Below are 24,635 nucleotides of genomic sequence, written 5' to 3'. Positions count from 1 at the left end.
ACGGTCAGTAGGCCTGGCAGGTGGGGCACCAGAACAGGCGCCGCCCGCCAACCTCCCGCTCGGCGATGCGAGTGCCGCAGCGCAGGCAGGGCCGCAGCGCGCGGTGGTAGACGTACCAGCGCCCGGCCTCCGCGTCGCCCTCGGGTAACGGCTCGGGCGCCTCCGCGGCGTCGACCGTGGTGATGAAACCTGTGGCGACCCCGTATTCCATGAGCGGCACCAGGTCGTCCCAAATCTCCTGCAGCCGCTTGGCGCTGATCCGCTTGCCCTGTCGGAATGGGGACAGCCCCACCCGGAACAGGACCTCGGCGCGGTAGATATTGCCAACCCCGGCCAGAATCGATTGATCCATGAGTAACTCGCCGATGGTGCGCTTGCGGCGGCGAACACCGGTGATGAAGTCCTTGGGGTCGGCATCCGGGCGCAGCGGGTCCGGCCCCAGGCGACGGCGCACCGCGGCCACGCCGTCGGCATCCAGCAACTCGCAGGCGGTCGGGCCGGTCAGGTCCGCCACCCCATGCTCCCCGGCGAGCCGCAGCCGGACGGCACCGCGTGGCTCGGGCGGGGTCCACTGTCCGGACGCGGCGGGAGCCGGCTCCCGCCCGTCTAGGCCGGACAACGCGGAACCGCCGCCGTGGGCGAGGGCGTGCTCGCCCCGCTCCCCCACTCTGCGGCGGGGCGCGCCAATGGAATGGGGCGCGGTGAAGGAGCTGTCGCCGGCGAAGGTCCACGAGCCGTACAGGCCCAGATGGATGCGCACCCAGGTCACGTCCGGGGCGTCCTGGGGCAGGTCGGGAGCCGGGGCGAAGGGCAGGAACAACTGCTTGCCGTGCGCCTGCGCGCCCAGGAGTATCTGCCCGTTCAGGCGGGCGGCTCCGGCGGCGAAGCGCCCCTGCGGCGAGGACACCTCCAGGCGCTGGCCGCCGTACAACTCGGTGAGGGCGTCGGCGAGGCGGTGGACGGTGTGACCTTCGGGCATACCGGGAACGCTACACGCTGGTTAAGGCGCCGCAGCGGTTGGTCTCAATCCTGGGGATGGCTGCGGCGCGCCTCGTAGGCGGCCATCTGGTCGATACGGTTCTGGTGGCGCTGGTCGCCGCTGAAGGGCTCGGCGATGAAGGCGTCCAGGATCCGCACCGCCTCGTCGGTGCTGTGCATGCGGGCGCCCAGCCCGGCCACATTGGCGTCGTTGTGCTGACGGGCGAGCCGCGCGACCTCCTCGTTCCACACGAGCGCGGCGCGCACGCCGTCGACGAGGTTGGCGGCGATCTGCTCGCCATTGCCGGAGCCGCCGAGTACCACGCCCAGGCTGCCCGGGTCGGCCACCACCGCCTCGGCGCAGGCGATGCAGAACTCCGGGTAGTCGTCCATGCGGTCGTAGACGTAGCAGCCGTGGTCGACGACCTCGTGTCCGGCCTGTCGCCAGTGGTCCACGAGAATGCCCTTGAGCTCGAATCCGGCGTGGTCGGTACCGATGTGAATGCGCATAAGGAGATTGTGCCCCACGCGAACAGCTCCGACGCCCTCAGCTAGCGAATACGGGCGGATGTGCAACCGCGGGCTAGCGTTGCGCCATGACTGAACCGACTGCTTCCCCCGCCAGCGCCGACGCCCCGACGGCGCCCGCCGACTCCGACGCCGCCGTACTGGCGGGCGTGTACGAGATCGCCGCCGCCGACGCCTCCGTGCGGCCGCAGGACGACCTGTACCGCCACGTCAACGGGAGCTGGCTGAGCAACACGCGGATCCCCGCCGACCGCCCGGCCACCGGCTCCTTCCTGGTGCTGCGCGACGCCGCCGAGGCCGCCTGCCGCGACATTCTCCAGGAGTTGGCGGACGCCCCGCACGACGACGTTCCCACCACCTCCGCGGGCAAGCTCGGCGCCCTGTACGCCGCCTTCCTCGATGAGGAGCACGTCGAGCAGCTCGGTGCCGGCCCGTTGGCACCCGAGCTGGAACCGGTCCTTGCGGCGGCGGACAAGGAGGCGCTTGCCCGTGCCCTGGGCGCGCACCTGGCCGCAGGTTTTGTCGGGCCGGTAGCCATCGACGTCGAGGTCGACCTGAACGACCCGGACCGCTACACCACCTGGATGGCTCAGTCGGGCTTGGGCCTGCCGGACGAGTCCTACTACCGGGAGGAGAACCGCGCCGAGATCCGCCAGGCGTACGTAGCCCACGTGGCGCGCATGCTGGAGCTGGCGGGTCTGCCGGAGCAGTTGGGGGCCGGCGCGGACGCGCTCGCCGGGCGCATCATGGCGTTGGAGACGGCGTTGGCCAAGGGGCACTGGGATGTGGTGGCCTGCCGCGACATTGAGAAGATCAACAACCCCACGACCTGGGATGACCTGGCGGCTTCCGCACCCGCCTTCCCCTGGCGGGTCTGGCGCGAGGGCGTGGCCGAGGCCGTCGCGGCCGCGGGTGCGCCGTTGGGGACCCTGCTGGGGCACACGATCGTCGAGCAGCCCGACTACCTGGCGCACCTGGCGCAGGTGTGGCAGGACACGCCGCTGGCGGACCTGCGCGCCTGGGCGGCCTGGCATGTGGTGCACGGCCGCGCCACCCTGCTGTCGAAGGACTTCGTGGAGGAGAACTTCGACTTCTACTCCCACAGGCTGCAGGGCGTGGACGAGCTGCGGGCCCGCTGGAAGCGCGGAGTGGGTCTGATCGAGGGAACGTTGGGGGAGGCGCTGGGCGAGCTGTACGTGGCCCGGCACTTCCCGCCCGCCCACAAGGCGCGCATGGAGCAGCTGGTCGCCCGCCTGATCGAGGCCTACCGCCAGTCGATCTCCGCCCTGGACTGGATGAGCCCGGCCACGCGCGAGCGCGCCCTGGAGAAGCTGTCCCTGTTCACGCCGAAGATCGGCTACCCGAGCAAGTGGCGCGACTACGCCGCCGTCACGGTCACGCCCGGCGACGTCGTCGGCTCGGTGCGCTCGGTTGAGGCCTTCGAGCTGGCCCGCGCCCTGCGCAAACTGGGCGGCCCGGTGGACCGGGACGAATGGCACATGACCCCGCAGACGGTCAACGCCTACTACAACCCGACCATGAATGAGATCGTCTTCCCGGCGGCGATCCTGCAGCCGCCCTTCTTCGACCCGGACGCCGACGACGCCATCAACTACGCCGGCATCGGCGCCGTGATCGGTCACGAGATCGGCCATGGCTTCGACGACCAGGGCTCCACCTTCGACGGGCACGGCAAGGTGACCGACTGGTGGACCCAGGCCGACCGGGAGGCCTTCGAGGCCCGCACCCATGCGCTGATTGCCCAGTACGACGCCTACCGTCCGGCGGCGCTGGTGGCGCGGGCGCAGGCCGAGGGCAAGGACGGTGACACCGTCCCCCATGTCAACGGGGAGCTCACGATCGGGGAGAACATCGGCGACCTGGGCGGCTTGGGCATCGCTCTGAAGGCCTATGCGCTGGCCCTGGCCGACGCCGGCATCGGTTCGGTGGCCGAGGCGCCGGTGATCGACGGTCTCACCGGCCTGGAGCGCTTCTTCTACTCCTGGGCCCGCATTTGGCGCAACAAGAGCCGGGACGACTACGCCGAGCTGCTGCTGACGATCGACCCGCACTCCCCCGCGGAGTTCCGCTGCAACGGAATTGTGCGCAACGTGGACGCCTTCTACGAGGCCTTCAACGTCACCGATCACGATGCGCTGTGGCTCCCGCCCGAGGAGCGCGTGAGCATCTGGTGAGGCGCCGGGCCGGGCGAGGCGGCGTGAGGCGAAGTCAGCCGGCCTGGCGGGGCGGTCCCGCTGGCGCGGGCCCGAGATGGGCGGCTGTCCGCGCATTGGGGCGGGCCAACCCCCGCAGGCGCGGGGGTGCCCCTACTTGGACCGCCCTCTTCCAGTTGGACCCCTGTTCCCCCGTTGGACCGCCGTAGCCGCCGGTTACAGCGGTCCAACGGGGCGCGGGAGGTCCAACGGGGCGCGGGCGGTCCAACGGGCCGGTGCCAGCCCCACAGGGGCAAGCCCCCGCCACCCGCCGGCCAACCACACGCCCAAACGCGAAGCGCCAGACTGGCCGGGCCCTAGGTCCCAGCCTTGAGGCTGATGTGACACACGTGATGTCGCACAAAACCCGAATCACAAATAGATCACACAAAAGGCGCTTGTCTTCAAACCGAGATCAAGGAAGGCTGAGCTCAGTCCGGTGCCACCCCGCGCCGCACCACGTCTATCCCACCTGGAGGATCCATGCGTCTCGGACGCTCCATCACCACCATCGGCGCCGCCGCGCTCGTTGCCGCCGGCGTCGTCGTATCGACTCCGGCATTCGCCTACACCACCGATTCCGGCTTCACGCTCGACGCACCCGACAGCCGCGTCGTCGACCCCAACTCGTCCATCACCGTGACCGGCTCCGGCTGCGGCAACTCGGAGAACCCGGGCGCCGTGGCCGTCGCCCTCACCAACGACGTGAACGGCTCCACCTACTCCACGCCCGTGACGGTTGAGGCCGGTACCGACGGCACCTGGACCGCCACCGTGGACCTGTCCACCGCCGTCGCCGAGGTAGGCGGCAACCCCAACGAAGACCCCTGGTACCTGGCCGCTCAGTGCACCACCTACAACGGCGACACGAGCGACACGGCCGGCGAGCAGATCATCCTGGACGGTACCGACTTCACCGGCAAGTACACGCTCAGTGGTGAAGCCGGCTCCCAGACCTTCGCGATCACGGCCTCGGGCCTGACCCCGGGCGAGACCGCCACCGCCACCCTGATCCGCCAGGCCGACGCCGATTCTGCCGACGCCACCCCCGTGGCCACCATCGGCTCCGGCGCCGTTGACGCCGATGGCAACTTCAACGGCACCTTCCCCGCCCCCTCCGTCCCCGACGGAACCTACGTGATGCGACTGACCGGCTCCCGCTACGGCGAGGGCGGCGACTCCACCTCCCTGATCACCGTCACGAACGGTGCGTACAACCTCTCCGCCCGCGACGACAGCTCCGACGACACCGAGATCGCCCAGAACGACCCCACCACGACGACGGCGGACAACACCTCCGCCACCGTTGCGGTCGCCGCCGTTCCGGCCAAGGCCTCCGACAAGGAACTGGCCAAGACCGGTGGCGAGGGCCTAGCCCCGGTCATCCTCGCGGCCGGCCTGATCGCCTCCGGCGCCGTGCTGCTGCGCACCCGCCGTCACGCGTGACTGCTGACTAGTCTGCCCGGGTGATGACCTCCTCGGAGACCTCGCCCACTACGGCAGGCATACGCGCCCGCGCCCACCAAGCGCCTTCCGCCTGGTGGGCGCGGGCGCGTGCATGGGGGCACAGGCACCCGCTGCGCGCCACCGTCTGCACTGTCCTTGCCGCACTACTGGTCATCGGAATGGGAGACCTCGGTCTGCTGTGGGCCCGCCTGGACCGCTTCGACGTCGATCTGCCCGGCAGTGACCCCGGGAGTGCCACCGCTGTGGGGGATACCGCGGAGACCTGGCTGATTATCGGCACCGACTCGCGCACCAACCTTCCCGACGGGCCCGCCCGCTACGGCGGCGTAGCGGACGTGGGCGATGGAGCCCGCGCCGACGTCGTCACGCTGGTGCAGACGACCGCCTCCGGCGTGAACGTGCTGGTGCTGCCGCGCGACCTGACCGTGTCACAAGGCCAGCTGTTCGACGAGCGCCTGGCCACGTCCTTCCTGCAGGGACCGCAGTACACGGTCGATTCCCTATGCTCCGCCTATGGTGTGGGCGCCGACCACGTAGTCACGGTCGATATGGCCCAGTTCGCGGACATCGTCGACGCCCTGGGCGGGATCGACGTCGAGATCGACGAGCCGGTACGCGACGCCTACTCCGGGCTCCAGATCGACGCCGCGGGCATGCAGCATCTCAGCGGCGTGGATGCCCTGGCACTGGTGCGCTCGCGCCACCCAGAGGTCCTGCGCGACGGGCGGTGGGTGACGCTGTCGGAACAGGAGGGAGCCGAGCGGCGCAGCCGCTTCACCGGCGTTGTCATGCACGCCGTACTGGCAGGGATATTGGAGCGGGCCCGCAATCCCCTGGCGATGCAGTCACTCGCCTGGACGCTGACCGGAGACCTCGGAACCGATGCCGGCACCGGGCTGCTCGACCTGGCGCGTCTGGCTCGTGCCGTGCGCAACGGCGCGATGACGGATGCGGACGGCGGAGTTAACCTGGTGACCGTCCCCGCGGGGCCGGTCGGGGACGGCTTCACCGCGCCCCCGACCGACGAGACCTATGCGACCCTGGCGGAATACGGATACACGCCGGGGGCATGCACTCCCGCCGACTAACTCGCCGCGATCACTAGAAGTTACGCACCGCCGCTTTACGACCCCCGGGGCTGATTTACGACCCCGGGGTGGTCGTGAAACGGACCCCAGGGTCGTAAATCGACGACGGGTCGCTGTCCCCGCACCTACTACTGGGGTCAACGCCGCAGGTAGTCGCCGACGGCGCGACGCAGGTTGTCCGGGCCGTGGCGCAACGCCTGTTCCAGGGGCTCGTCGGGGGAACCGACCTTCACCAAGTCGCGCACCCCGTGTTCGAGCAGGTTTTCGGCCCCGGCCTTGATGCGCCCGGCGAAGACGACGCAGGGCACGCCCGCCCCTGCGGCGAGGCGGGCGACCCCGGCGGGCGTCTTGCCCGCCAGGGTCTGGGCGTCCACGGACCCCTCCCCCGTCAGCACCAGGTCCGCCCCGACGACGGCGTCGGCGAGGCCGACCGCCTGGGCCACCAGCTCAACTCCGGGCTCGAGCTCCGCGCCGAGGAAGACCCGCAGGGCGAAGCCGAGCCCGCCTGCGGCTCCCGCCCCGGGCGTGTCCGCCTCCGGCCCGTGGCCGGATACCCGGGCGACGTGGGCCAGGGCACGGTCCAGAACCGGCACCATCTCGGAGGTGACGCCCTTCTGCGGTCCGAACACGGCGGTGGCGCCGGTAGGGCCGGTGAGTGGGTTGGTCACGTCGCAGGCGACCTGGAAGCGGGTCTCGGCAAGCTGCGGGACGAGCCCGGAGGTGTCGATCTCGACGATCCGCGCAAACCGCCCCGGGTAGGGAGCGATCTGCGCTCCGTGTTCGTCCCGCAGCCCAGCTCCGAGGGCGGTGAGCATGCCCAGGCCGGCGTCGTTGGTGGCCGAGCCGCCGATGCCCAGGATGATGCGTCGCGCCCCGCGGCCCACGGCGTCCCTGATGAGTACTCCCAGACCGGCGGTGTTGGAATGCAGGACGTCGCGGTCGGCGGGGGCGATGAGCTCCAGGCCGGCGCAGCTGGCCACGTCCATGACGGCGCGATCGCCGTCGAGCCCGTAGGTGGCGCGGATGGGCCGGCCCAGGGCGTCGACGGTGGACACCTCCACGAGCTCGGCGCCCCAGGCGGCGGTGACCGCGTCCACGAAGCCCTCCCCGCCGTCGGACATCGGCACCATGACCGTCTCGGCGTCGGGATACACGTCGAGGACGCCGCGACGCATCGCCTGTGCGGCCTCGCGTGCCGTCATGTTCTCCTTGAAGGAGTCGGGTGCCAGAACCAGTTTCATTGGGCTGCCCTTTCGGTCTCGTGTACGCGGTGCCCGCCGCCCGGTCACGACGCTTTGACCGGGGTGAGCGGCTCACGCCCGTCCAGCACGGCGAGGACATTGTCGACGGCGAGGCGGCACATGCGGTCGCGGGTCGCCTCACCGGCACTGGCGGTGTGCGGGGTGAGCACGACCTGTGGCCGGGCGATCAGTTCGGGGTTGACGCGCGGCTCGCCCTCGAAGGTGTCGATGGCGGCGCCGCGCAGGTGTCCGGAGTCGATCGCCTCGATCAGCGCCTGCTCGTCGACGATGCCGCCGCGGGCACAGTTGACCAGGTAGGCGCCCGGCTTCATCAGGGCAAGCGTCTCGGCGTTGATCAGGTGTCGGGTTGAGGGCAGCAGCGGCACGTGCAGGGTGACCACGTCGGCGGTGGCCAGCAACTCCTCCTGACTGACGATCTCTACGCCGTCGACGCTGCTGCCCAGAGGTCGGGTGGCATCGGTGGCGATGACGCGCATGTCGAAGGCACGCGCACGCCGGGCCACCGCGCGGCCGATGCGGCCCAGGCCGATGATGCCCAGGGTCGCGCCGGCGGAGATGTCCAGGCCGACGAACATGCGCGGCCCCCACACCCAGTCATTGCCCTCGCGGATGAACCGGTCGGCCTCGACGATGCGCCGACCGAGCGCCAGGATGAGGGCGAAGGTGTGATCGGCGGTGGCGCCGTCCAGGACGCCGGGCGTGTTGGTGACCGTGACCCCGTGACGGGCGGCGGCGTCCAGGTCGATGTTGTCGAAGCCGACGGCCACGTTGGCCACCACCTTCAGGCTCGGTCCGGCGGCGGTGAAGAACTCCTCGTCGATGCGCTCGGTGAGCGTGACAATGGCGGCGTCCTTCCCGGCCACCCGTTCCAGGAGCTCCGCCCGGGCGGGCGGCGCCTCCTGGCCGATGTCGAAGCTGAGCCCGGCGTGGGAGTTGAGCTCGCGAGTGACGGCGTCGGTCAGTAGCCGGGCGACGTACACGGACTTGGTCGGCTTCACAGCCTCCACACTATTTGTCGAAGTGGTCATGGAACTGCCTTTCGTGAGGGAATGACAAATGGAGTTGAGTGGTCGGAGTGGTCAGATCTCCGGCAGGGGTTCGCGTCCGGTCGCGTCGGTCCAGGAGGCGCGGAAGGCCTCCCAGCGGTCGTCGTTGATGGCCACCCAGTCCGGCCGGGGACTCACTCGCCGGGAGACGACCTCCGGAAGCACCGCGTCGGCGACCGTCGCACCGCACATGCCCGCCGCGCCGATGGCCGGCAGGTAGGACTCGTCCACCAGGTCCAGTTCGGCATCCAGGATGTCGGCGAGCATCTGAGGGAAGGCCTCGTCCGCCCCGAAGGCCCCGGTGACGTAGATGGAGCCCGAGCCCTTGGGCACGCAGGATCCGAGCACCATGCGATCCACCAACAGCACGCCGTCGACGATGCCCCGGGCCACCTGTGCGCGGCTGGTCTCGCGGGTGATGTCCACCAGCCGGGCACAGGGCGCCTCGAACCACAGCGGCCCCCGTTCCCGCATGACATGCGGAATGAAGAACGGGGCGGTGACCGCGTCCTCGCGGGAGATGTCGTAGGCGGTGCGGATCATGCCGGCCACGCCGCCGTCGGCCTCGCCGAAGCCGGCCACCAGCGCACCGGTGGCCAGGGCGTCCCCACCGTTGGTAACCCCGTTGATCAGCCATTCGCCCGGCCGGTTGCCGCAGCGCTGCAGGGCGGTGGCGCGGGTGTCCGGAGCGGCCAGGCAGGAGTTGATCACGTGAGTGGTGCCCATGATGAAGAAGGGCTTGGTGCCGGGCCTGGTCCCCAGGGCATAGGAGGCAGCCGGGGTGTCCGCCGAGCCGACCGACACGGGGATGCCGGTGGGCAGGCCGAAGTCGGAGGCCGCCGCCGGGGTGACCGTGCCGAGGATCTCCACCGCGTGCTTGACCGGCGGCAGCGTGCCCGGATCGACCTCCAGCAGGTCGACCGTCTCCTGGATCCACCCCTGGGCCGGGTCCAGCGTGTTGAAGATGCCGGAGTAGGAGGCCTGCGTGGGGTCCAGAGCGGTCTCCCCGGTGAGCAGCGCGCCGAGCCAGGTGCCGGCCATCCCGAAGGCGGCCATGCCCGCGAAGGCGTCGGTGTCATGGTTGCGCAGATAGGGGTATGCCAACGCCATGAAGGTCGACTGCGAGGGGTGGTTCCCGGTAGCCGCCAACGCCTGCGGCGAGCGCTGATCCGAATACTGGTTGAAGTAGTAGCGCAGGATGTTGTTGTCCCACACCACCCCCAGCCCGCAGGCCTTGCCGGCGGCATCCAACGGAACGGCGACCGGGCAGTGGACGTCGATACCGACGCCGGCGGCGCCGGCAAGGGCCGTCCCCAGATCGGCCAGCGCGCCGCGGATGGACTCCTCCCAGGCCCGGGGGTCAACGCGGCCCTGCACGGAGCGGGAGCGCGGGTGGGCGCAGCGGGCGCGCGCGATCACCTCCCCGCCGGCGTCGACGACGACGGCCTTGGTGGCCGAGGTCCCCAAATCGATTCCGACGAATGTGCTCATCATTGAACCTCCGTCTTCCTATCGTCTTGGCTGACGTCGACCGCCGTCAGTCCAGCAGCTTGACGGCCTCGGACGGGGCGACGCCGTCGTGCACCACCGCGCGCAGGGCCCGGACCATCTTGGCGGGGTCCTCGGCCTGCCAGATGTTGCGCCCGCAGGTCATGCCCACGCCGCCGGCCTCCATCACCGCGGCGGCCTGCTCGAGGACGTTGATGGGCTTGGGGGCGGGGGCGCCACCGGCGGCGACCACGGGTGTGGGGACGGCGTCGACGACCTGCTTGAACTCCGCGGCGGAGCCGGTGTACCAGGTCTTGACGATGTCGGTGCCGCATTCGGCGGCGGCCCGGGCCGCGTAGACCACGGACTCGGTGGAGCCCTTGCGGTCTCCCCACAGCTCCCCGGAGGGGTAGGCGTGGCAGATGACCGGCATGCCCCACTTGTGAGCCTCCTCAGTGGTGGCGGACATCATCTCCAGCATGGCGACCTGGTTCTCCGAGCCCGCGGAGATGCCGATGGCCAGGGCGTCAGCGCCCAGGCGGATGGCATCGTGAACAGACGCGACGGTGGCGTCGTAGGTGGGGTGGAAGTCGACGCAGAAGGTCGATCCCTTGATGATCAGCGGGACGGTGATGTCGGTGTTCCACAGCAGGTGGCCGGCGATCCCCTTGAAGACGGTGAAGGCGTCGGGGCCGCCCTCGATGATCCGGTTGAAGGTGTTCCTGATATCGGCCAGGCGGGGTGCAACGCCGCGCGGGACCGCCTGGTCCAGGGCCACCGACATCATCCGGCCGTCCGTGCCGAGCAGACGGCGCATACGCAGCTGGCGCCCCAGGGCGGGAGTGGTGCCGACGGGGTTGATGGAGTAGACGGACATGGTTTTCTCCTTGTTGTCATGTGGCCTGGCCCTGCGCCGGGTCACTTGGGTGAAGTTGAGTCAGTGAGTCGAAAAAGGGTGCGTTGGCCGGGACTCGCGTCGTGAACGCGAGTCGGAGGGGTGGTTGAGAAGCGTCGCCGGGCGTTAGGCCCAGACGTCGACGCCGACGCGCATGTCGGCACCGGAGGCGGCCAGATCGATGGCCTCCGTGGCCCGATCGAGCGGCAGCTGAGTGCCGATCAGATCGGCCACCTTCAGCCGACCGTCATTGATCATTGGGGCGACCTGCTGGAAGTTCTCCAGACGGCAGGAGGATGCGCCCACGATCTCGTACTCGTTGTAGTGGATGTCGTTGGCGACGAACTCGAGCTTGGCCTCGGAGTTGAAGCCGGCGAACACCGAGATGCGAGCTCCCGGAGCCAGTACTCCGAGGTAGGGGGTCATGGCCTCGGGACGGCCGATGGCCATGATCACCACGTCGATGCCGTCGGGGGCGAAGTCCCGGATGCGGTCGGCGATGTCGTCCGACGGCGCGAGCACCAGGTCCGCCCCGGAGGCGTGGGCGATGTCGTGGCGGGCCTGGTTGGGCTCGACGGAGATGACCTGGCGCACGCCCTGCGCCTTGGCCAGGCGGATGTGGATCAGGCCGAGCGGCCCCGCTCCGGCCACCAGCACCGTGTCGGCCCCGGCCACCTTGGCCAGGTTCTGGCCGTTCAAGGCGCACGAGACGGGCTCGACGATGGCAGCCTCCCTGGGGGAGACGTTGTTGATCGGGATGAGGTTCTCGCGCGCCTGGGCGGGGACCCGCACATACTGGGACAGCCCGCCGTCGAGCTGGTAGCCGAAGGCGACGCGGTTGCGGCAAATGTTGGGGTGCCCCTTGGAGCAGGCCGAGCAGGTCCCGCACGGGACGAGCGGGTAGACACAGACCTGGTCACCCATGGACACGCCGTCGGGCAGCTCGCCATTCACGGCCACCACTTCCCCGGCGAACTCGTGCCCGAGTGTGGAGGGCAGAGTCACGTTGCGGGTCTTTCGGCCGGTGTAGATGCGCACATCCGTGCCACACAGAAGGGCCCCGGTGACCTTGAGCAGGACGTCCCCCGGCGCAAGTTCGGGGATCGGCACCTGCTCGATTCGCATGTCGTTGGGGGCGTGCAGTACCGCCTTCCTCATGGCGGTGTTCAGGTCGACGGTCGTGTTGACAGTCATGGTTGTTCCTTAGGATTACGTGAGTCTTTGGGGATCTGCTCGCCGGCGAGCAGAATGGTGGTGGCGCCGCACTCTTCAAGGGCATCGATCTGCTCCGAGGAGGCGTTGGCGTCGGTGATGAGTCCCCATTCATGGGGAAGTGGAGACCAGTAGGGATAATCGTTCGTGTCGTCGAGCTTGGAGGAGTCGGCGATGACATAGACCTGGGCGGCCTGCCGGAGCATCATCGACTTCAGCCGTGACTGGTCGTAGGTGCGAGACGCGATACCGCGTTCGGTGTTAACGGCTTCGGCGCCGACGAAGGCGATGTTCCCGTAAATATGGGAGAGTGTCATCTCGGCGTCACCGCCGCAGATCGTCTCGTTGAAGCCGCGCAGATTGCCGCCCAGGACCAGCACGCGGACGCGCTCCTGCCCCACCAACCGGTTGATGCAGCGCAGCCCGTTGGTGACCACGGTGAGTTCAAAGCGGTTGTCGATGGCGGCGGCAATGCGTTCCGCGGTGGAGCCGGCGTCGAGGATCACCAGGTCGCCGTCGTGCAGCAGAGACACCGCGACTTGAGCGATCGCCTCCTTCTCGACGACGTTGGAGACCTCCCGCTGCGCCATGGTCATTTCGCGCCGCCCCGGGGCCAGCGAGGCGCCCCCATAGGTACGGGAAATGACCTCCTCCTTCTCCAGTAGGGCCAAGTCCCGACGGATCGTGACTACGGAGACGTCCAGCGCCTCGGCGAGCTCGTTCACCGACGCGCGCTTGTCCGTGCCCTCGCCGAGCATTTCAACGAGCCGGGCTCGCCGCCGATCCCCCTTGGTGCGGGGCTCGGCAGTCGCATTCGAGCGAACGGTGATAGCCATGGTGTCTCCCTGGTCGTTTAAGACGGTCTCTAGGCGCATCGTTCCACCTCCCTTCGTCGTTGTCGTTCGTTCGTGTCGTGTGCCGCAATGGACTCACGTGGAGCGCATCTCTCAACTGCGGGGCCGAGGCCCTTCTGCCTCCGGTACTCGTCTGTTGCTGCGCTTACACGGTGACCAAGTCCCTGGAGAAGTCGATCTGTTCGACCTTGGGAAGCATGAAGGCGAAGACCAGGGCGCCGAGGACGGATACCGCCCCGGACAACAGCAGCGGCAGGCCGAAGGCTCCGGTAGCCCCATACAGGAAGCCGATGACGATCGGGTTGAGCGCGGAGCCGATGTTGGAGAAGAAGTTCTGAGTGCCGCCCAGCACTCCGACGGTGGAGGCGGGGACGAAGTCAGCCGGTAGGCACCAGATGGTCACGATGGTGAAGGCCGAACCGAAGTAGGACACGGACATGAGCGCAAGCGCCAGTCCCGCTGTGGGGACGAAGGCCGCTCCACCGATCACGGCACACAGCAGCATGCCGACGACCAGGCAGGTCTTGCGGACCCTGGTGACACCCCAGCCGCGCTTGAGCAATGCGTCGTTGATCAGACCACCGCTCCAAGAGCCGATGATGGAGCAGATCGGGGGAATCGCGCCGAAGGCTCCAAGCTTGAGCAGGTCGAAGCCACGCTCGTCCACAAGGTAGGTGGGGAACCAGGTGAGGAAGAAGGTCACCGCGAAGTTCACGCAGAAGAAGCCGATCATCATGGCCCACACGGCGCGCTTGCGCAGCAGGATGAGTACCGGGACGGCCTTCTCGGTACCGGCCGCAGCCGCTTCGCGCTCCTCCTCATCGCGCCCCTCGTTGATGATCGCCATCTCCTCCTCACCGATTGAGCCGACAAGCTCCGGGCGGCGATAGAGCGCCCACCAGCCGAGCGACCACAGGATCCCGAGCACGCCTGCGATCAAGAAGACCCACCGCCAGCCCCACAGGCCGATGATCCCGGCGATCACAGGAGTCGCGATGGCCGAGCCGATACGCGCGCCTGAGTCATAGACGGAGGTGGCGCGAGCACGCTCCCGCTGGGGGAACCAACGGGAGACGGTCTTTGCAGATGCCGGGTAGGCACCCGACTCACCGATACCGAGGCCGAGTCTCAGCCCGAACAGCATGGCGAAGCTACTGACCAGGAAGGTGGCACCGGTGCACACCGACCACACGAACACCGACGCGCCGAACATGACGCGCTCGCCGAACTTGTCGATCAGTGAGCCCGCGGGGATCTGCATGATCGCGTACGACCAGGAGAAGGCGGACAGGATCAGGCCCTGTTCACCGGGCGTGATGTGGAAGTCCTTGGTCATATAGGGCAGCGACACCGAGATCGCAGAGCGATCGATGTAGTTGATGGCGAGCCCGATAGCACAGACGACGGCGACCACCCACCGCCAGTTGGTCTTGCCAGACCGGCGTACCGGTACTCCAGTTGAAGTCGTCATGGATACCTCCTCGTATCTAAGTGATGATCGATGCGATCATCTTCGACTTCAATACGATCGTTCCGATCGTTCTTGCGAGATCAATGATCGTGCGACGCAGGCACTCACGTCAACCCAGATCGACTCGATCGATCGATTTTTCGAACGAATCGATCATTATCTGGCATGCCTTTAGGACCTTAGTCGCACTTCCGCGCGTGTGCGACGGTCGCGATGACCAACACCTGCCCGCTACGCAGCACCCCACTCACGGAGCTCCGCAGCCCACACGCCAGGGTTGGAGCAGCCAAGTCTGACATCGCCGCCGTCGGCCGTCCCGCTAAGTTTCCTGTGCCACCGCTGCGGTGAGACACTGGCCGCCGCACCGGTCGCCCCTGCGGGCGACCGGCCGTCTCATCGCCCATCTGGATATAAGGAGCTTTTGTGCCCGGTCAGAACCTCACCCGCGAGGAGGCGGCGGCACGCGCCGCCATCGTCTCCACCGACAGCTACGACGTCGTCCTGGATCTGTCCGGCGCCGCGGATCCCGCCAACGCCACCTTCCGCTCCACTACGACGGTCCGCTTCACCGCCACCCCGGGAGCCTCCACCTTCATCGACCTGATCGCCCCGACCGTCCACGCGGTGACGCTCAACGGCACCGCCCTGGACCCGGAGCGGGTGTTCGCCGACTCCCGCATCGCGCTGGCGGACCTGCGCGCGGACAATGAACTGACCGTGGTTGCCGACTGCGCCTACATGCACACCGGCGAGGGCCTGCACCGCTTCACCGACCCGGCCGACGGCGAGACCTACCTGTACACGCAGTTCGAGGTGCCCGACGCCCGTCGCATGTACACCGTGTTCGAGCAGCCCGACCTGAAGGCCACCTTCCGCTTCACCGTCACCGTGCCCGAGAACTGGACGGTGCTGTCCAACTCCCCCACCCCCGCGCCCACGCCGGCCGCCGCAGGCACGCACACCTTCGCCTTCGAGCCCTGCGAGCGCATCAGCTCCTACATCACGGCGATCGTGGCCGGCCCCTATGTGGGGGCCACCGACGTCTACACGGCCGCCGATGGCCGCACCGTCCCCCTGGGCGTGTACTGCCGCAAGAGCCTGGCGGAGTTCATGGACTCCGAGGAGATCCTGTCGATCACCAAGAACGGCTTCGCCTACTACGAGGAGCTGTTCGGAACCCCGTACGCCTTCACCAAGTACGACCAGGCCTTCGTGCCCGAGTTCAACGCCGGCGCCATGGAGAACGCCGGCATCGTCACCCACCGCGACGACTACATCTTCCGTTCCCGCCCCGTGCAGGCACGCGTCGAGCGCCGCGCCGAGACCATCCTCCACGAGCTGGCACACATGTGGTTCGGGGACCTGGTCACCATGAAGTGGTGGGACGACCTGTGGCTGAACGAGTCCTTCGCCGAGTACTGCTCCACGCTCGCCGTTGCCGAGACCACCCGCTGGACCGATGCCTGGACCACCTTCCAGGTACTGGAGAAGAACTGGGCCTACAACCAGGACCAGCTCTCCTCCACCCACCCGATCGCCGCGGACATCAACGACCTGCACGATGTGGAGGTCAACTTCGACGGCATCACCTACGCCAAGGGCGCCTCCGTGCTGTCCGCGCTGGTGGCCTATGTGGGACGCGAGTCCTTCTTCGCCGGCATCAAGAACTACCTGGCCGCCCACGCCTACGCCAACGCCACCCTGGCCGACCTGCTCGGTGAACTGGAGCAGGTCTCCGGCCGCGACCTGTCCGCCTGGACCCGCGTGTGGCTGCAGGAGGCGGGCGTGACCACGCTGCGCCTGGAGCTGAACACGAACGCCGACGGCGTGATCACCTCCGCGGCGATCGTGCAGGAGATCCCGGCGGCCTCCCCCGCGTCGCTGCGCCCCCACCGGGCGGTGCTGGGCGCCTACACGCTCGGCGCCCAGACCCCGGCCACCCTTGAGCGCACCGGCCGCATTGAGCTCGACGTCGCCGGCGCGCGCACCGAGGTGCCCGAGCTGGTCGGCACCGTCCGCCCCGACGTCCTGCTGCTGAACGACGACGATCTCACCTACGCCAAGGTGCGCCTGGACGCCGCCTCGCTCGCCACCGGGTTGGCGCACGTGGACGCCTTCACCGCCTCACTGCCGCGTTCGGTGCTGGTGGCCAGCGCCTGGGACATGGTGCGCGACGGCGAGCTGCCGGCCACCGACTTCCTGGCTGCCGCACTGCGCGCGCTGCGCACCGAGACGCATTCGAGCGTGGTGCAGGGGCTGCTGGCGCGGGTGGCGACCTGCCTGTCGGCCTATCTGCCCCCGGCCACGCGTCGGGATGCGGCCGCATCGACTACCGATACGCTGCTGGACCTGGCGCGTGCGGCCGAGGCTGGCAGCGACACCCAGCTGCAGCTGGTGCGCGCCGTCGCCGCCCACGCCGTCACCGCCCCCCAGCTCGACGTCGTCGCCGCCTGGCTGGACGGATCCGCCACCCTGCCGGGCCTGGTTGTGGATCAGGACCTGCGCTGGGAGCTGCTGGTGGGGCTGGTCGCCGCCGGCCGGTGTGGCGAGGCGGAGATCGCCGCCGAGGAGGCGCGCGACCGCACCACCACGGGCCGCGAGCGCGCCGCCCAGGCACGCGCCGCCGTCCCCACCGCGGAGGCGAAGGCCGCCGCCTGGCGCGAGCTGGTGGACAACGCCGGCCTGCCCAATGAGACGCAGGTGAAGATGCTCGCCGGCTTCAACATGGTGGAGCGCAACCCCGAGCTGCTGGCCCCCTACGTCTCCGAGTACGTCAAGGAGGCCGACGGCATCTGGAACTCTCGCACCTTCCACATGGCCGAGAACCTGCTGGAGCGCCTGTGGTCGTCCGCCACGGTGGGACTGCCCGACGTCGCCCCGGCCGCGGCGCTGGAGAGCTGGCTGGCCGCCCACGCGGATGCGCCCGCGGCCTTCCGCCGCATCGTCAGCGAGAACCTGGACGACACGCGCCGCGTGATGAGCGTGCAGGCCTGCGCCCGCCCCGCCGAGGACTGATACTCACCGGCCCAATCGCGCGTGCCGCCGAGGGCGTGGAATCCGGAGACTCGGGTTCCACGCCCTCGGCCCCTCTACGGCTCTGGGGAGCGGATTTCCCGGAACACGTGGGCTGCAACGCGCACCGGTCAACGGGCCGCGGACTTACCGGAGTTCTTCGCCGCGGCGTCCTGGGCGGCCGCAAAGGCGTCGGCGTCGTCCGCCTCGCGGCCGGGGGTCTTGAAGCCGAACCGGGCAATCAGGAAGCGGAACAGGAAGTAGTAGATGGTGAAATAAACCAGGCCCACGAGGATCAGGAGGATCGGGCCCTGGAATACTCCGCCGGACAGCTCGGCGGACTTGCCGAAGTTGAGCAGGTAGTCGATGCCGCCCGCCGAGAACGCGAAGCCGTCCTTGATCCCGAGGGCGTTGACCACCGCCAGGCAGGTGCCGGTGAGCACAGCGTGGACCGCGTACAGCGGGAAGGCGACATAGGCGAAGGCGTACTCCAGCGGCTCGGTGATGCCGGTGACAAAGGCGGTCAGGGCCACGGAGATCATCAGTGCACCGGTGGCCTTCCGCTTGGCGGGCAGGGCGCTGCGCCAAATCGCCAGGGCCGCGCCGGGCAGGGCGAACATCATGATCGGGAAGAATCCGGTCATGAAGGAGCCGGTCCAGGCGTTTGTGCCGTCTACGCCGGAGAAGAAGCAGGTCAGGTCGCCGTGGAGGGTCTCGCCCGCCGCATTGGTGCAGCTCCCCAGCTGGAACCATGGGATGGAGTTGAGCAGGTGGTGCAGGCCGAAGGGGATGAGCAGCCGGTTGACGGTGCCGAACACGAAGGCCGCCAGGGCTGCGGCAACGCCTCCCTCCGTTCCGGCCGTCATCAGCCAGCCGCCCAGTTGCTCGTTGATGAGCCAGTTGAAGGCGGGATACAGGGCGCCCATGACCAGGGCGACGCCGATCGCGGCCACCGAGGTGATGATCGGGACGAAGCGGCGACCGCCGAAGAAGGCAAGCCAGTCGGGCAGTTTGATGCGGTAGTACCGCTGCCACAGCCTGGCCGCCACGATGCCGATGACGATGCCGCCGAGCACGCCGTAGTTAATGGTGTTCTCCGCCGGCGTCTCGCCGCCCGCGCCCCAGTAGGGTGCCAGTGCGCCGAACACGCCCTGGAGCACCAGGTAGCCGAACAGGCCCGCAATGGCGGTGGAGCCATCCGACTTCCTCGCGAAGCCGATGGCCACGCCGACCGCGAAAATCAGGGCCAGATTGTCGAAGACGGCGTTGCCGGCGGCAGCCAGCACATCTGCCACGGGCTGCATCCAGGCCACGTGCGCGGCCAGCCCGTCGGCGCCGAGCATGTCCGCCTGGCCGAGCCGGAGCAGCAAGCCGGCGGCGGGAAGCGTGGCGATGGGCAGCATGAGCGAACGCCCCAGGCGCTGAGCGACTATGAGGGCTTCACCCGAGTTCTTCTTGTCAGACACGATCAATCCCTCCAGTTATGTGAGGGTGCGGCACCGGTGCCGCACCAATTGGACACCTCGTGTGATCGCCGGCCTGGAGGCTCATCCTTGAACACGTTCGGACCGGCGCTTCCAGTGCAAGCCCAGCGCCACTGATTGTCAAGGACGGGGCGTGTGGCCCTGCCGCTACCATGGCCGGGAGCGCCGGTCACTTCCAGGCGACTGGGCGCCGGCGCCATGCACGCCGTCGACCGGCCCGCACCGTCACGGCCGACATGCGGCAAACCAAGGAGGACACACATGTTTCAGGCTTCGAGCGGCGTTGGTATCCCGACCGGATCGGACGGCGATGCGGCAGGCACCTTCGCCGCAGGCGCCGAGGACGCGGAGAGCGCCGTCGTCCGCTCGCCCCTGGCCGGGCGCGTGATCGCCGTCGGCGATGTTCCCGACCCGGTCTTCGCCACCGGCATGCTCGGTCCCGGAGTGGCGATCGACCCCGACCGCGCGGGCGGAGGCGAGGTCAGCGCACTCGCCCCCGTCGCCGGGACGGTCGCCAAGATTCACCCCCACGCCTTCATCGTGACCGGCACTGCGGGACGCAGTGTCCTGGTGCACCTGGGGCTGGACACGGTTCAGCTCGAAGGCGCCGGCTTCACGCTGCACGTCGCCGAGGGCGACGCCGTCGCCGTCGGCGACCCCGTGGTCACCTGGTGCCCGGCCGCCGTCGAGGCCGGTGGCCGCAACCCGATCGTGCCGGTCATCGCCCTCCAGGCCGAGGGCGCGCAGGTCACCACCGGTGCCGCGGGCGGACACGTGGAGGCCGGCATGCCCCTGTTCACCTGGGCCTGAGGGGCCACGGCCGCGCGACCGCCGCCGGTTGCCAGCCGAAACCGCCGCCATATCGACCGGTCTCGGCGTTAGCGTCGGCCGACCTCAATGCGTCAGTGGTTGAACTCGTCGCGCACGGCCCCCAGCAGGCTGGCCAGGCGCACGTTTTCCGGCAAGTCCTCCATCAGCACCACTTCACCCGACCCGTCCGCCAGCGGCATCTTCCAGTTCGGGTACTCCTTGTCGGTGCCGGGCTGGTTCTGGGCGCGGCGCTCGCCGACACCGTCTACCAGTGACACGCCGACCAGCGCCGAGGGGGTGCGCACCACATAGCGGTACAGCGCCTCCACGGTCTCACGTTCGGAGGGATTGTCCCCCAGCAGGTTGTGCTCGCGCAGGCGCGTCAGCATGCGCTCACGCTCGATGCGGGCCTCGGTGCGCACCTGCTCGACGGACTCGGTGAGCAGCCCGAGCCGCTCGCGCAGCGTCACGTGCTCGTCGGCCAGATAGCCGGCGGTGGGCGGCAGGTCGTGGGTGTTCACGGTGGACAGGGCCAGGTGCCGATAGGCGCCCGGCTCCAGCGGCCAGTCGTCCTCGTCCTTCTCGAACCAGAGCACGGAGGTACCCAGCACGCCGCGGCTGGCCAGGTACTCGCGGGCCCACGGCTCCACGGTGCCCAGGTCCTCGCCAATGATGACGGCGCCGGCACGGTGCGCCTCCAACAGGACGACGCCGATCATCGCCTCGTGGTCATAGCGCACGTAGGCGCCCTGATCGGCGCGCAGGCCGTCGGGAATCCACCACAGGCGGAACAGGCCGATCACGTGGTCGATGCGCAGTGCCCCCGCGTGCCGCAGCACCGTGCCGACCATCTCCCGCAGCGGGGCATAGGCGGTCTCCGCCAACCGGTTCGGGTCCCACGGCGGCTGGGACCAGTTCTGGCCCAGCTGGTTGTACATGTCCGGCGGGGCGCCAACCCCGACGCCGGAAGCGAAGGCGTCCGGCTCGGCCCACACGTCCGCACCCTGCGGGTGCACGCCGACAGCAAGGTCGTCCATCAGTCCCAGGCTCATGCCGGAGGCCTTGGCCTGGGCCTGGGCCCGGCCCAGCTGCTCATCGACGATCCACTGCAGCCAGGCGTAGAAGTCGATGCGGTCCGCCAGCGTGCGGGCCTCGTTCGCGACGAAGGCGCTGGAGGCGTCCTTGAGGTTGTCGGGCCAGTCCGCGAAGCTGCCGTACTTCTCCATCAGCGCGCACCACAGGGCGAAGCGCTCCAGCCCCACGCCCTGGGCGTCGCGGAAGCGCTCGAAGTCGCGCTGACGGGAGCGGGAGCGGCCGGCGGCGAAGATGACCTCCAGGGCCTCACGCTTGGCCTTCCAGGCGGTGTCGCGGTCGATGGCGTCGGCGCTGAGGTTGGCCTCGGCCACCTCCTCATGCGCCCACTGCACCAAGGAGCGGCGCGGCCCGGACAGGCGCGAGACCTCCAGGATGTTCTCGGGCCGGATGTAGATGGGGTTGACGAAGCGGCGGGTGACCGGCAGATAGGGCGAGGGCGTCATCTCGCCGACGGGCTCGGCGGCGTGCATCGGGTTGATGAGCAGGAAGTCGGCGCCCTCGTCACCCAGGAAGCCGACCAGCTCGGTGAGATCATCGGCGTCGCCGATGCCCCAGGAGCCGTGGGAGCGTATGGAGTACAGCTGGGCCATGACGCCCCAGCCGCGGCCTCCCAAGGAGGAGGGCAGGTCGAGGTGGTCGGGGGTGACGGCCAACGCGGCACTCGCCGAGGAGCTGCCGCCGTCCGGGCCGGCGTCGACGTCGGCGATGATCGTGTGCCAACCCAGCGGCAGATCGTCGGGGATGACGAAGGAGGCCTGGCCGGTGAGCACACCATCGACCTCGCGGGGAGCGGTCCAGTCGTCGGCCTGCAGCAGCTGCAGGGTGTCGCCCTCCTCCAGCTTGATGTGCACCCGGACGTGAGCGCCGTCGGGCAGGTGCACGGGGATGGTCGACTGCGTGCCGACCCGCACCACCACAGTGGGGGGAAGGGTGCGCCGCCAGGGGGCGATATCAACCTCACGCAGGGACTCCTCGACCTCCTGCGGGTCGCCCGCCTTGACGCCCAGGGCAGCCAGGACGGCGACCAGGGTGGTGCGGGAGGGTGCGGCGAGGTTGCCGTGATAGTCCCAGTACTCGGTGGAGACCCCGTGGGCCTCGGCAAGCTGCTTCAGGCGCTCGTCGGGGATGTCGGATGCGGCGTTGGAGTCGGTCATGGCGGTTGCCTCGTGCTCGGTCGCGCGTGCGCGCGAGGGCGTCCCCGGTTGCATGGGGCGCGGGAAGGTGGTTTCAAGGGATGGTCCGCCGGCTGCACCGATGCGACCGCGCGGTCGGCCCGGCAGGCGGGAACATCTCTTGCAGCAAGCGTTTCACACGATCCGCGCCAACGCCAGTCGCCCACGCCGACGACGGCGAGCCGGGCTCCTTCTCAGCCCCCGCCCACTGCTGGCGTTGGGCGGGTTCCGGCGGCCGAGCGGGTCGGCCGCCGGGAAGGAAGCGGCGGCCGACCAACCGAATCAGTCGAGTTCGGCGATCTCCTGTGCGAGGGTGTCCGCGGTCGGGCCGACAACCACCTGCACCACGCGGCCAGAGCGGACCACGCCGAAGGCGCCGGTGGCGCGCAGAGCCTCCTCGTCGACCTTGTCCTGGTCAACCACCTCCACCCGCAGACGGGTGATGCAGGGCTCCAGGTCGGAAATGTTCTCGCGCCCACCCAGGCCGGCGACGATCTCAGCTGCAGTACTCATGCGTGCTCCTCGGGGTTCCTCGTGCTCGCCGTCACTTTATCGCAGTTCGGGGCACTCAGGGGACGGGCGCGGGGCCCGCTTATCTGTCAATCGTCATTCATCCGATGGCAAAATCGTTCCCCAAGCGCCCGAGTCGGTGCACAATGAGCCGTGACACTCATCTCCATCGCCGTTGAGGAGAACCGCATGGCCCCGTCCGCCGCAAACCCCAACTCTCTAGCCGGTATTGGCGTGAGCCCTGGGCTCATCGCCGGCCCCGTCGCTCGCATGGCCCCCGGCATTTCCGAGCCCGAGATCGCCACGCTGGATCCGAGCCGTGACACCGAGAAGGAGTGTGACCGCGTTGCCGCGGCCGCACAGACCGTGAAGAAGAGCCTCGAGCTGTCCGCCGCCGAGGCCAAGGGCGACGGCCGCACCCTGCTGGAGACCACCGCACAGATGGCCGCCGACCCGACCCTGACCTCCTCGGCGCAAGCCATGATCCGCGAGCGCCGCCTGGTGCCCGAGCGGGCCGTGTGGGAAGCGGCGGGGACGCTCGCCTCCATGTTGGAGTCGCTCGGCGGCTACATGGCCGAGCGCACGCGCGACGTGCAGGACGTGCGCGACCGCATCGTCGCAGTGCTGACCGACTCCCCCATGCCCGGCATTCCCCGCCTGCCCGAGCCCTTCGTGCTCGTAGCCGAGGACCTCGCCCCCGCCGACACGGCCCTGCTGGACCCGGAGAAGGTCGTCGCCTTCGTGACCTCCGAGGGCGGCCCGACCTCCCACACCGCGATCCTCGCCCGCGCCCTGGGCATCCCCGCGATCGTCGGCACCGGCTCCGCCGTCACCGATCAGCTGTCCGACGGCGACATCGTCCTGGTGGACGGCACCAAGGGCACCATCGTCGTCGACCCCAGTGAGGATCAGCTGCGGCGCGCCCGCGAGCTGGCCAGCCGCGTGCGCGTATTCAACGGGGACGGTGCCACCAAGGACGGCCACGAGGTGCAGTTGCTCGCCAACGTGGGCGACGGCGCCGCCGCCCGCTCGGCCGCAGAGGCCAACGCCATGGGCGTGGGCCTGTTCCGCACCGAGTTCTGCTTCCTGGACCAGTCCGAGGAGCCCAGCGTCGACGACCAGGTCGAGGCTTACAAGGCGGTCCTGGCGGCCTTCCCCGGCAAGAAGGTGGTGGTGCGCACGCTGGACGCCGGCGCCGACAAGCCACTGCCCTTCCTCACCGACGCCACCGAGGCCAACCCGGCCCTGGGCGTGCGCGCCTACCGCACCACCCGCCGCGACCCGGAGGTGCTGGACCATCAGCTGGAGGCCCTGGCCAAGGCCGAGGCCGAGACCAACGCCAAGGTATGGGTGATGGCCCCCATGATCTCCACGGCGGAGGAGGCCAAGGCCTTCACCGAGAAGGCCCACTCCTACGGCCTGCAGACGGCCGGCATGATGATCGAGGTGCCGTCGGCGGCGATCATGGCGGACAAGATGTTCGAGTACGCCGACTTCGGCTCCATCGGCACCAACGACCTGACCCAGTACGTGATGGCCGCCGACCGGCTGCTGTCCTCGCTGGCGGACCTCTCCACCGCCTGGCAGCCGGCCGTGCTGCGCCTGATCAAGCAGGCCTGCGACGGCGCCGCCCCGCACGGGCGCCCGGTGGGCGTGTGCGGTGAGGCCGCCGCCGACCCGGCACTGGCGACGGTGCTGGTGGGCCTGGGCGTTGCCAGCCTGTCCATGACCGCCCGTGCCTTGCCCGACGTCGACGCCGTGCTGAAGTCGGTGGATCTGGCCGAGTGCCAACGGCTTGCCGGCATCGCGACCAGCTCGGCGACCGCCGAGGAGGCCCGGCAGGCGGTGCGCGCCGAACTGCCCATCCTGGAGGAGCTCGGTCTTTGACGCATCCGTATCCCGTTCCCCCCGCCACCACCGAACCGCTCGGGTCCGTCACACGGATCCTCGCTCTTGAGGAGGTGGTCGGCGCGGGGGACGGGACGGAGGCGTTCACGGGTTCTTCGCTTCCCCAGATCTCCGGGCGCATCTACGGCGGGCAGGTAGTTGC

The 24,635-nt window shown here is 69.3% G+C and carries 18 protein-coding genes and 1 pseudogene; 7 read left to right on the top strand and 12 right to left on the bottom strand.

The features are described from left to right. Nucleotides 1–4 precede the first annotated feature (4 nt). Together BN1056_RS00390 and BN1056_RS00385 are read right to left on the bottom strand one after the other, a co-directional pair. Nucleotides 5–979 (bottom strand): Fpg/Nei family DNA glycosylase, encoded by a 975-nt coding sequence (locus BN1056_RS00390; protein ID WP_210578196.1) that lies wholly within the window; start codon nucleotides 977–979, stop codon nucleotides 5–7. 44 nt (nucleotides 980–1,023) lie between these two features. Continuing rightward, the gene (locus BN1056_RS00385) at nucleotides 1,024–1,488 is read right to left on the bottom strand and encodes a ribose-5-phosphate isomerase (RefSeq protein ID WP_108968147.1); all 465 of its coding nucleotides are present in this window, start codon (nucleotides 1,486–1,488) and stop codon (nucleotides 1,024–1,026) included. 86 nt (nucleotides 1,489–1,574) lie between these two features. On the opposite strand from BN1056_RS00385, the gene BN1056_RS00380 reads away from it, so the two are divergent. The 3 genes from BN1056_RS00380 (at nucleotide 1,575) to BN1056_RS00370 (ending at nucleotide 6,274) form a co-directional block, all read left to right on the top strand. Then, complete coding sequence (locus tag BN1056_RS00380; RefSeq protein ID WP_210578195.1) at nucleotides 1,575–3,701, top strand: M13 family metallopeptidase; 2,127 nt, start codon at nucleotides 1,575–1,577, stop codon at nucleotides 3,699–3,701. Between the two features lie 501 nt (nucleotides 3,702–4,202). Next, on the top strand, nucleotides 4,203–5,165 hold the full coding sequence (locus tag BN1056_RS00375; protein ID WP_210578194.1) for a hypothetical protein: 963 nt from the start codon (nucleotides 4,203–4,205) through the stop codon (nucleotides 5,163–5,165). Between the two features lie 23 nt (nucleotides 5,166–5,188). Continuing rightward, the gene (locus tag BN1056_RS00370; RefSeq protein WP_210578267.1) at nucleotides 5,189–6,274 is read left to right on the top strand and encodes an LCP family protein; all 1,086 of its coding nucleotides are present in this window, start codon (nucleotides 5,189–5,191) and stop codon (nucleotides 6,272–6,274) included. A 137-nt stretch (nucleotides 6,275–6,411) separates the two neighbouring features. Here the strand turns inward: BN1056_RS00370 and BN1056_RS00365 are convergent, their stop codons facing one another. The 7 genes from BN1056_RS00365 to BN1056_RS00335 all read right to left on the bottom strand — a co-directional run bounded on the left by BN1056_RS00365 (nucleotide 6,412) and on the right by BN1056_RS00335 (nucleotide 14,502). Continuing rightward, nucleotides 6,412–7,515 (bottom strand): glycerate kinase, encoded by a 1,104-nt coding sequence (locus BN1056_RS00365; protein WP_210578193.1) that lies wholly within the window; start codon nucleotides 7,513–7,515, stop codon nucleotides 6,412–6,414. 44 nt (nucleotides 7,516–7,559) lie between these two features. Further along, nucleotides 7,560–8,564 (bottom strand): 2-hydroxyacid dehydrogenase, encoded by a 1,005-nt coding sequence (locus BN1056_RS00360; RefSeq protein WP_210578191.1) that lies wholly within the window; start codon nucleotides 8,562–8,564, stop codon nucleotides 7,560–7,562. 51 nt (nucleotides 8,565–8,615) lie between these two features. Continuing rightward, on the bottom strand, nucleotides 8,616–10,073 hold the full coding sequence (locus tag BN1056_RS00355; protein WP_210578189.1) for a xylulokinase: 1,458 nt from the start codon (nucleotides 10,071–10,073) through the stop codon (nucleotides 8,616–8,618). Between the two features lie 46 nt (nucleotides 10,074–10,119). After that, nucleotides 10,120–10,947, bottom strand: a complete 828-nt coding sequence (locus BN1056_RS00350; protein ID WP_210578187.1) for a class I fructose-bisphosphate aldolase — start codon at nucleotides 10,945–10,947, stop codon at nucleotides 10,120–10,122. A gap of 144 nt (nucleotides 10,948–11,091) precedes the next feature. Beyond that, nucleotides 11,092–12,159, bottom strand: coding sequence for an alcohol dehydrogenase catalytic domain-containing protein (locus BN1056_RS00345; protein ID WP_210578185.1), 1,068 nt, complete (start codon nucleotides 12,157–12,159; stop codon nucleotides 11,092–11,094). Further along, complete coding sequence (locus BN1056_RS00340; protein ID WP_210578183.1) at nucleotides 12,156–13,013, bottom strand: DeoR/GlpR family DNA-binding transcription regulator; 858 nt, start codon at nucleotides 13,011–13,013, stop codon at nucleotides 12,156–12,158. The genes BN1056_RS00345 and BN1056_RS00340 overlap by 4 nt, the downstream gene beginning before the upstream one ends. A 163-nt stretch (nucleotides 13,014–13,176) precedes the next feature. Further along, nucleotides 13,177–14,502, bottom strand: coding sequence for an MFS transporter (locus tag BN1056_RS00335; protein WP_073328661.1), 1,326 nt, complete (start codon nucleotides 14,500–14,502; stop codon nucleotides 13,177–13,179). Nucleotides 14,503–14,925: 423 nt separating this feature from the next. Here BN1056_RS00335 and pepN point away from each other — a divergent pair, with 423 nt between their 5' ends. Beyond that, nucleotides 14,926–17,517, top strand: coding sequence for an aminopeptidase N (gene pepN, locus BN1056_RS00330; RefSeq protein WP_210578182.1), 2,592 nt, complete (start codon nucleotides 14,926–14,928; stop codon nucleotides 17,515–17,517). A gap of 128 nt (nucleotides 17,518–17,645) precedes the next feature. Here the strand turns inward: pepN and BN1056_RS00325 are convergent, their stop codons facing one another. After that, nucleotides 17,646–18,980 carry a PTS transporter subunit EIIC gene (locus BN1056_RS00325; protein ID WP_210578181.1) on the bottom strand — a complete coding sequence of 445 codons (1,335 nt, stop codon included), beginning with the start codon at nucleotides 18,978–18,980 and terminating at the stop codon, nucleotides 17,646–17,648. Between the two features lie 279 nt (nucleotides 18,981–19,259). Between BN1056_RS00325 and BN1056_RS00320 the strand changes: the two genes are divergently transcribed. Next, nucleotides 19,260–19,808, top strand: a complete 549-nt coding sequence (locus BN1056_RS00320; RefSeq protein WP_210578180.1) for a PTS sugar transporter subunit IIA — start codon at nucleotides 19,260–19,262, stop codon at nucleotides 19,806–19,808. Between the two features lie 92 nt (nucleotides 19,809–19,900). Here the strand turns inward: BN1056_RS00320 and malQ are convergent, their stop codons facing one another. Further along, nucleotides 19,901–22,057: a 4-alpha-glucanotransferase gene (gene malQ, locus BN1056_RS00315; RefSeq protein ID WP_210578179.1), complete on the bottom strand. Its 2,157-nt coding sequence runs from the start codon at nucleotides 22,055–22,057 to the stop codon at nucleotides 19,901–19,903. Between the two features lie 300 nt (nucleotides 22,058–22,357). Continuing rightward, entirely contained in the window at nucleotides 22,358–22,588 is a 231-nt protein-coding gene (locus tag BN1056_RS00310) for a PTS sugar transporter subunit IIB (protein ID WP_073328637.1), read from the bottom strand. A 186-nt stretch (nucleotides 22,589–22,774) separates the two neighbouring features. Between BN1056_RS00310 and ptsP the strand changes: the two genes are divergently transcribed. After that, nucleotides 22,775–24,472: a phosphoenolpyruvate--protein phosphotransferase gene (gene ptsP / locus BN1056_RS00305; RefSeq protein ID WP_210578266.1), complete on the top strand. Its 1,698-nt coding sequence runs from the start codon at nucleotides 22,775–22,777 to the stop codon at nucleotides 24,470–24,472. Further along, nucleotides 24,469–24,635: pseudogene (locus BN1056_RS14490) on the top strand (acyl-CoA thioesterase); the annotation flags it as partial. The gene ptsP and the pseudogene BN1056_RS14490, both read left to right, overlap by 4 nt.

The sequence above is a fragment of the Actinomyces succiniciruminis genome, from assembly GCF_900002405.1.
GTDB classification, from domain to species: Bacteria; Actinomycetota; Actinomycetes; order Actinomycetales; family Actinomycetaceae; genus Actinomyces; species Actinomyces succiniciruminis.
The sequence above is the reverse complement of the archived record's forward strand: the minus strand, read 5'-3'. Positions and strand labels throughout refer to the sequence as shown.

What these genes read in the sequence shown, in the direction of transcription:
- BN1056_RS00390 (WP_210578196.1), bottom strand. Translation starts at nt 979, where the DNA reads ATGCCCGAAGGTCACACCGTCCACCGCCTCGCCGACGCCCTCACCGAG.
- BN1056_RS00385 (WP_108968147.1), bottom strand. Translation starts at nt 1,488, where the DNA reads ATGCGCATTCACATCGGTACCGACCACGCCGGATTCGAGCTCAAGGGC.
- BN1056_RS00380 (WP_210578195.1), top strand. Translation starts at nt 1,575, where the DNA reads ATGACTGAACCGACTGCTTCCCCCGCCAGCGCCGACGCCCCGACGGCG.
- BN1056_RS00375 (WP_210578194.1), top strand. Translation starts at nt 4,203, where the DNA reads ATGCGTCTCGGACGCTCCATCACCACCATCGGCGCCGCCGCGCTCGTT.
- BN1056_RS00370 (WP_210578267.1), top strand. Translation starts at nt 5,189, where the DNA reads ATGACCTCCTCGGAGACCTCGCCCACTACGGCAGGCATACGCGCCCGC.
- BN1056_RS00365 (WP_210578193.1), bottom strand. Translation starts at nt 7,515, where the DNA reads ATGAAACTGGTTCTGGCACCCGACTCCTTCAAGGAGAACATGACGGCA.
- BN1056_RS00360 (WP_210578191.1), bottom strand. Translation starts at nt 8,564, where the DNA reads ATGACCACTTCGACAAATAGTGTGGAGGCTGTGAAGCCGACCAAGTCC.
- BN1056_RS00355 (WP_210578189.1), bottom strand. Translation starts at nt 10,073, where the DNA reads ATGAGCACATTCGTCGGAATCGATTTGGGGACCTCGGCCACCAAGGCC.
- BN1056_RS00350 (WP_210578187.1), bottom strand. Translation starts at nt 10,947, where the DNA reads ATGTCCGTCTACTCCATCAACCCCGTCGGCACCACTCCCGCCCTGGGG.
- BN1056_RS00345 (WP_210578185.1), bottom strand. Translation starts at nt 12,159, where the DNA reads ATGACTGTCAACACGACCGTCGACCTGAACACCGCCATGAGGAAGGCG.
- BN1056_RS00340 (WP_210578183.1), bottom strand. Translation starts at nt 13,013, where the DNA reads ATGGCTATCACCGTTCGCTCGAATGCGACTGCCGAGCCCCGCACCAAG.
- BN1056_RS00335 (WP_073328661.1), bottom strand. Translation starts at nt 14,502, where the DNA reads ATGACGACTTCAACTGGAGTACCGGTACGCCGGTCTGGCAAGACCAAC.
- BN1056_RS00320 (WP_210578180.1), top strand. Translation starts at nt 19,260, where the DNA reads ATGTTTCAGGCTTCGAGCGGCGTTGGTATCCCGACCGGATCGGACGGC.
- malQ (WP_210578179.1), bottom strand. Translation starts at nt 22,057, where the DNA reads ATGACCGACTCCAACGCCGCATCCGACATCCCCGACGAGCGCCTGAAG.
- BN1056_RS00310 (WP_073328637.1), bottom strand. Translation starts at nt 22,588, where the DNA reads ATGAGTACTGCAGCTGAGATCGTCGCCGGCCTGGGTGGGCGCGAGAAC.
- ptsP (WP_210578266.1), top strand. Translation starts at nt 22,775, where the DNA reads ATGGCCCCGTCCGCCGCAAACCCCAACTCTCTAGCCGGTATTGGCGTG.